General features: G+C 61.3%; 5 protein-coding genes. 4 read left to right on the top strand and 1 reads right to left on the bottom strand.

All coding sequences use genetic code 11. The features are described from left to right. A partial coding sequence (locus KGB27_RS30700) for a ThiF family adenylyltransferase (protein ID WP_223497728.1) occupies positions 1–438 on the bottom strand: 438 nt, incomplete at its 3' end. A 211-nt stretch (positions 439–649) separates the two neighbouring features. Here KGB27_RS30700 and KGB27_RS30695 point away from each other — a divergent pair. From KGB27_RS30695 to KGB27_RS30680, 4 genes are all read left to right on the top strand, one after another. Then, on the top strand, positions 650–3241 hold the full coding sequence (locus tag KGB27_RS30695; RefSeq protein ID WP_032829235.1) for a glycosyltransferase: 2592 nt from the start codon (positions 650–652) through the stop codon (positions 3239–3241). Positions 3242–3440: 199 nt separating this feature from the next. Further along, positions 3441–4592 carry a succinyl-diaminopimelate desuccinylase gene (gene dapE / locus KGB27_RS30690; protein WP_008035465.1) on the top strand — a complete coding sequence of 384 codons (1152 nt, stop codon included), beginning with the start codon at positions 3441–3443 and terminating at the stop codon, positions 4590–4592. After that, a complete protein-coding gene (locus tag KGB27_RS30685; protein ID WP_008039372.1) occupies positions 4592–5404 on the top strand; it encodes a putative RNA methyltransferase in 813 nt (270 codons plus the stop codon). Before dapE ends, KGB27_RS30685 begins: the two co-directional genes overlap by 1 nt. Positions 5405–5479: 75 nt before the next feature. Continuing rightward, positions 5480–5857 (top strand): hypothetical protein, encoded by a 378-nt coding sequence (locus KGB27_RS30680; protein ID WP_008035469.1) that lies wholly within the window; start codon positions 5480–5482, stop codon positions 5855–5857. Positions 5858–5904: the final 47 nt, after the last annotated feature.

Below are 5904 nucleotides of genomic sequence, written 5' to 3'. Positions count from 1 at the left end.
GATCTGGATCTTGCGGCGCTTGCACCAGGCGATCAGCGCAGCCTTGGCGTTGACGCTGTCGATGCAGTCGATCACACAGTCGATGTTCGGCGTGATGTATTCGGCCATGGTGTCGCGGGTGACGAAATCCGCCACCGCGTGCACCGTGCAATCCGGGTTGATCCCGCGCAGACGCTCAGCCATCACCTCGACCTTGGGCTTGCCGACGGTGCTGTCCAGCGCATGCAACTGACGGTTGGCATTGCTGACGCAGACGTCGTCGAGGTCGAACAGCGAAATCTCGCCAACGCCACACCGCGCCACCGCTTCCGCAGCCCAGGAACCGACGCCACCGACGCCAACAATCGCCACGTGCGCCGCGCGCAGGCGCTCTAGCCCTTCGATGCCATACAAACGGGCGATGCCTGCAAACCGCGGATCTTCTGTACTCATGACCATTACCCCAAAAACCGGCGCGCATTATAGGGCCACACGCCAAAAGATCTAAGCCACAAGCGACAAGTGTAAGAACTTATGTGAAAGCCGATTGCCCAATGTCGTGCAATTCCCTGTCCGATGTACGTTCAGTGAACTGCCGGTGTAGGATGCGCGCCCCTTGGCGATCGCCAACCGTTCCTTCGTTCCACAGCCTTTGGAACCCGAAATAGCTATGTCATCGCGTAAATTTGGACTCAACCTGGTCGTGGTGCTCGCCATCGCAGCCTTGTTTACCGGCTTCTGGGCGCTGATCAATCGCCCGGTCACCGCCCCCAACTGGCCTGAACAGATCTCCGGTTTCTCGTACTCGCCGTTCCAGCAAGGCCAGTATCCGCAGAAAGAGCAGTACCCGACCGACGATCAAATGCGTCGCGATCTGGAGATCATGAGCAAGCTGACGGACAACATCCGTACCTACTCGGTCGATGGCACCCTGGGAGACATTCCCAAACTGGCAGAGGAATTCGGCCTGCGGGTCACCTTGGGGATCTGGATCAGCCCGGACCTGGAACGCAACGAGCGGGAAATCACCCGGGCCATCGAAATCGCCAACTCCTCACGCAGCGTGGTTCGTGTGGTCGTAGGCAACGAGGCCATCTTCCGTAAGGAAATTACCGCTGCCGAACTGAGCGTGCTCCTTGATCGCGTTCGCGCTGCCGTGAAAGTGCCGGTCACCACGTCCGAGCAATGGCACGTCTGGGAAGAACACCCGGAACTGGCCAAGCACGTCGACCTGATTGCCGCGCACGTCCTGCCTTACTGGGAATACATCCCGGTGGACAAGGCCGGCCAGTTCGTCCTCGACCGCGCCCGCGACCTGAAAAAGATGTTCCCGAAAAAACCGCTGCTGCTCTCGGAGGTTGGCTGGCCGAGCAACGGCCGCATGCGTGGCGGCACCGATGCGAGCCCGGCAGATCAGGCGATCTACCTGCGTACGCTGGTGAACAAGCTTAACCGCCAGGGTTTCAACTACTTCGTGATCGAAGCGTTCGACCAGCCGTGGAAGGCCAGTGACGAAGGTTCGGTGGGCGCGTATTGGGGCGTGTTCAACGCTGCGCGTCAGCAGAAATTCAACTTCGAAGGCCCGGTCGTCGCGATCCCGCAATGGCGCGTGCTGGCCATCGGCTCGGCGGTGTTGGCCCTGCTGTCCCTGACCTTGCTGATGATTGACGGCTCGGCCCTGCGTCAACGTGGCCGCACCTTCCTGACTTTTATCGCCTTCTTGTGCGGTTCGGTGCTGGTGTGGATCGGCTACGACTACAGTCAGCAATACAGCACCTGGTTCAGCCTGACCGTAGGATTTCTCCTCGCACTCGGCGCACTCGGGGTCTTTATCGTACTGCTGACCGAGGCGCATGAACTGGCCGAAGCAGTCTGGACCCACAAACGCCGGCGTGAATTCCTGCCGGTGGTGGGCGATTCGGACTACAGGCCGAAAGTCTCGATTCACGTGCCGTGCTACAACGAGCCGCCGGAGATGGTCAAACAGACCCTCAACGCCCTGGCCAACCTCGACTATCCGGACTTCGAAGTCCTGATCATCGACAACAACACCAAGGACCCGGCCGTCTGGGAGCCGGTGCGCGATTACTGCGCAACCCTCGGCCCGCGCTTCAAGTTCTTCCACGTCGCACCGCTCGCCGGCTTCAAGGGCGGCGCGCTGAACTACCTGATTCCGCATACCGCCAAAGATGCCGAAGTGATTGCGGTGATCGACTCCGATTACTGCGTCGACCCGAACTGGCTCAAGCACATGGTGCCGCACTTCGCCGATCCGAAAATCGCCGTGGTGCAGTCACCGCAGGATTATCGCGACCAGAACGAAAGCACCTTCAAGAAGCTTTGCTACGCGGAATACAAAGGTTTCTTCCACATCGGCATGGTCACCCGTAACGACCGCGACGCGATCATCCAGCACGGCACCATGACCATGACCCGGCGCTCGGTGCTCGAGGAACTCGGCTGGGCCGACTGGTGCATCTGCGAAGACGCCGAGTTGGGTCTGCGCGTGTTCGAGAAAGGCTTGTCGGCGGCGTATTACCACACCAGCTACGGCAAAGGCCTGATGCCCGATACCTTTATCGACTTCAAGAAACAGCGTTTCCGCTGGGCCTACGGTGCGATTCAGATCATCAAGCGTCACACCGCCAGCCTGCTGCGCGGCAAGGACACCGAGCTGACCCGTGGCCAGCGCTACCACTTCCTCGCAGGCTGGTTGCCGTGGGTGGCCGACGGCATGAACATCTTCTTCACCGTGGGCGCACTGTTGTGGTCGGCGGCGATGATCATCGTGCCGCAGCGGGTCGATCCGCCGTTGCTGATTTTCGCGATCCCGCCATTGGCGCTGTTCGTGTTCAAGGTCGGCAAGATCATCTTCCTCTACCGTCGCGCCGTTGGCGTGAACCTCAAGGACGCGTTCTGCGCGGCGCTGGCCGGGCTGGCGTTGTCGCACACCATCGCCAAAGCGGTGCTGTACGGCTTCTTCACCAGCAGCATTCCGTTCTTCCGCACGCCGAAAAACGCCGACAACCACGGCTTCTGGGTGGCGATTTCGGAAGCGCGTGAAGAGATGTTCATCATGCTGCTGTTGTGGGGCGCGGCGCTGGGGATCTTCCTGGTGAACGGGCTGCCGAGCAACGACATGCGCTTCTGGGTGATCATGTTGCTGGTGCAGTCGCTGCCGTACCTGGCGGCGCTGATCATGGCGTTCCTGTCCTCGCTGCCGAAACCGGCCGTCGAGGCTGAAACGGCACCGGCAGTCTAAATCTTTGCAGATGCACTAAACGGCGGCCAATGGCCGCCGTTTTGCTTTAAGATAACCGCCATTTTCCAGGCCTTGCCCCCCCATTTCCCGTAGGAGCGAGGCTTGCCCGCGAACGAAGCGACTCGGTGTAACAGATACACCTCATTATCGCTCTTCGCGGGCAAGCCTCGCTCCTACAGATAAAGCACCGGAGTTTTCCATGACGGCCCACGCCGACCTTTCGCCGACCCTTCAACTCGCCATCGACCTGATCCGCCGTCCGTCCGTGACGCCGGTCGACGCCGATTGCCAGAAGCAGATGATGCAGCGCCTGGGCGATGCCGGTTTTATGCTTGAGCCAATGCGCATCGAAGATGTGGATAACTTCTGGGCCACCCACGGCAAACACGACGGCCCGGTGCTGTGCTTCGCCGGCCACACCGACGTGGTCCCAACCGGCCCGGTGACCGCCTGGCAGATCGACCCGTTCAACGCGCTGATCGACGAACACGGCATGCTCTGCGGTCGTGGCGCGGCCGACATGAAAGGCAGCCTGGCGTCCATGACCGTGGCCGCCGAGCGCTTCGTCGCCGATTACCCGGATCACAAGGGCAAAGTCGCGTTTCTGATCACCAGCGATGAAGAAGGCCCGGCGCACCACGGCACCAAAGCGGTGGTTGAACGTCTGGCGGCGCGCAAGGAGCGTCTGGACTGGTGCATCGTCGGCGAACCGTCGAGCACTACGCTGGTCGGTGACGTGGTCAAGAATGGCCGTCGCGGTTCCCTCGGCGCCAAGCTGACCGTACGCGGTGTGCAAGGTCACGTCGCTTATCCGCACCTCGCCAAGAACCCGATCCACCTCGCCGCCCCGGCGCTGGCCGAACTGGCCGCCGAGCATTGGGACCACGGCAACGATTTCTTCCCGCCGACCAGTTTCCAGATTTCCAATGTGAATTCCGGCACTGGCGCGACCAACGTGATCCCCGGTGATCTGGTGGCGGTGTTCAATTTCCGCTTCTCCACCGAGTCCACCGTCGAAGGCCTGCAAAAGCGCGTCGCCGACATCCTCGACAAGCATGGCCTGGACTGGCACATCGACTGGGCGCTGTCCGGTCTGCCGTTCCTCACCGAACCGGGCGCGTTGCTGGACGCCGTCGCGTCGAGCATCAAGGACATCACCGGTCGCGAAACCAAGGCCTCCACCAGCGGTGGCACCTCCGATGGCCGTTTTATCGCGACCATGGGTACACAGGTGGTTGAACTGGGCCCGGTCAACGCGACGATCCACCAGGTCAACGAGCGCGTGCTGGCCGCCGACCTCGACGTGCTGACCGAAATCTACTACCAGACCCTGATCAAGTTGCTCGCCTGATGCTTGCCTGCCCGATCTGCAGCGAACCGCTGAACGCGGTGGACAACGGCGTGGCCTGCCCCGCCGGGCATCGTTTCGACCGTGCGCGCCAGGGTTACCTGAACCTGTTGCCGGTGCAGCACAAGAACAGCCGCGACCCTGGGGATAACCTGGCGATGGTCGAAGCCCGGCGCGACTTCCTGAACGCCGGCCATTACGCGCCGGTGGCCAGGCGTCTCGCTGAGCTGGCGGCACAATACGCGCCGCAGCGTTGGCTGGACATCGGTTGTGGCGAGGGTTACTACACCGCGCAAATTGCCGAGGCGTTGCCGAACGCAGACGGTTACGCACTGGACATCTCCCGGGAAGCGGTCAAACGCGCCTGCAAACGCAACCCGCAGCTGACCTGGTTGATCGCCAGCATGGCGCGGGTGCCGTTGGCGTCCGGCAGTTGTCAGTTTCTCGCCAGCGTCTTCAGCCCGCTGGACTGGGAAGAAGCCAAGCGCCTGCTCAGCCCCGGCGGCGGTTTGATGAAAGTCGGGCCGACCAGCGGCCACCTGATGGAATTGCGCGAGCGGCTGTACGACGAAGTGCGTGAGTACACCGACGACAAGCATCTGGCCCTGGTGCCGGACGGCATGGCGCTGCAACACAGTGAAACGCTGGAATTCAAGCTGACGCTTGCAAGTGGTCAGGATCGCGCCAACCTGTTGGCCATGACGCCTCACGGCTGGCGCGCCAGTGCCGAACGCCGGGCGGCGGTCATCGAACAAGTGGAACCGTTCGAGGTCACTGTTTCGATGCGCTACGATTATTTTGTTCTTCAATCTTAATTTTTGGTCTTGAGCAGCAGCTTGAGGCCGGCTAAATCCGCGAATGGATTTTTCAGACCCGCAGTGAGGACATCCATGCGCCAACCCGATATCGAGATTTACCTGAAAGACGCCGACGTCGACCACAAGGCCGTATCCGCCTGGCTCGGCGCGGCGCTGGGCCCGTGCACCGATTGGGTACAGAAAGGTCAGACCTACAAGTGCAAGGCCGGCAACGTGCCAGTGACCTGGCTGCCGAAAGCGGTAGGAAAATGGAACAGCCTGTACCTGGAAAGCGACCAGACCCCGTGGGAAGACGACATCGCCTGCGCCCGCGCCGCGTTTGCCGCGCTGAACGTAGAAGTACGTTGTGCACCGGGTAGTTGGGTCGAGGAAGAAGGTGAAGAGACAGCGGATCGCTGGATGCGCATCAGCGCCGATGGCGAAGAAGAGATCACCTGGAAAACTGCGTAACCCATCACACCACGAACCTGTAGGAGCGAGGCTTGCCCGCGAAGCTT

The sequence above is a fragment of the Pseudomonas sp. BF-R-01 genome (assembly GCF_019946615.1).
In the GTDB taxonomy this organism is placed as follows: Bacteria; Pseudomonadota; Gammaproteobacteria; order Pseudomonadales; family Pseudomonadaceae; genus Aquipseudomonas; species Aquipseudomonas migulae.
The sequence above is the reverse complement of the archived record's forward strand: the minus strand, read 5'-3'. Positions and strand labels throughout refer to the sequence as shown.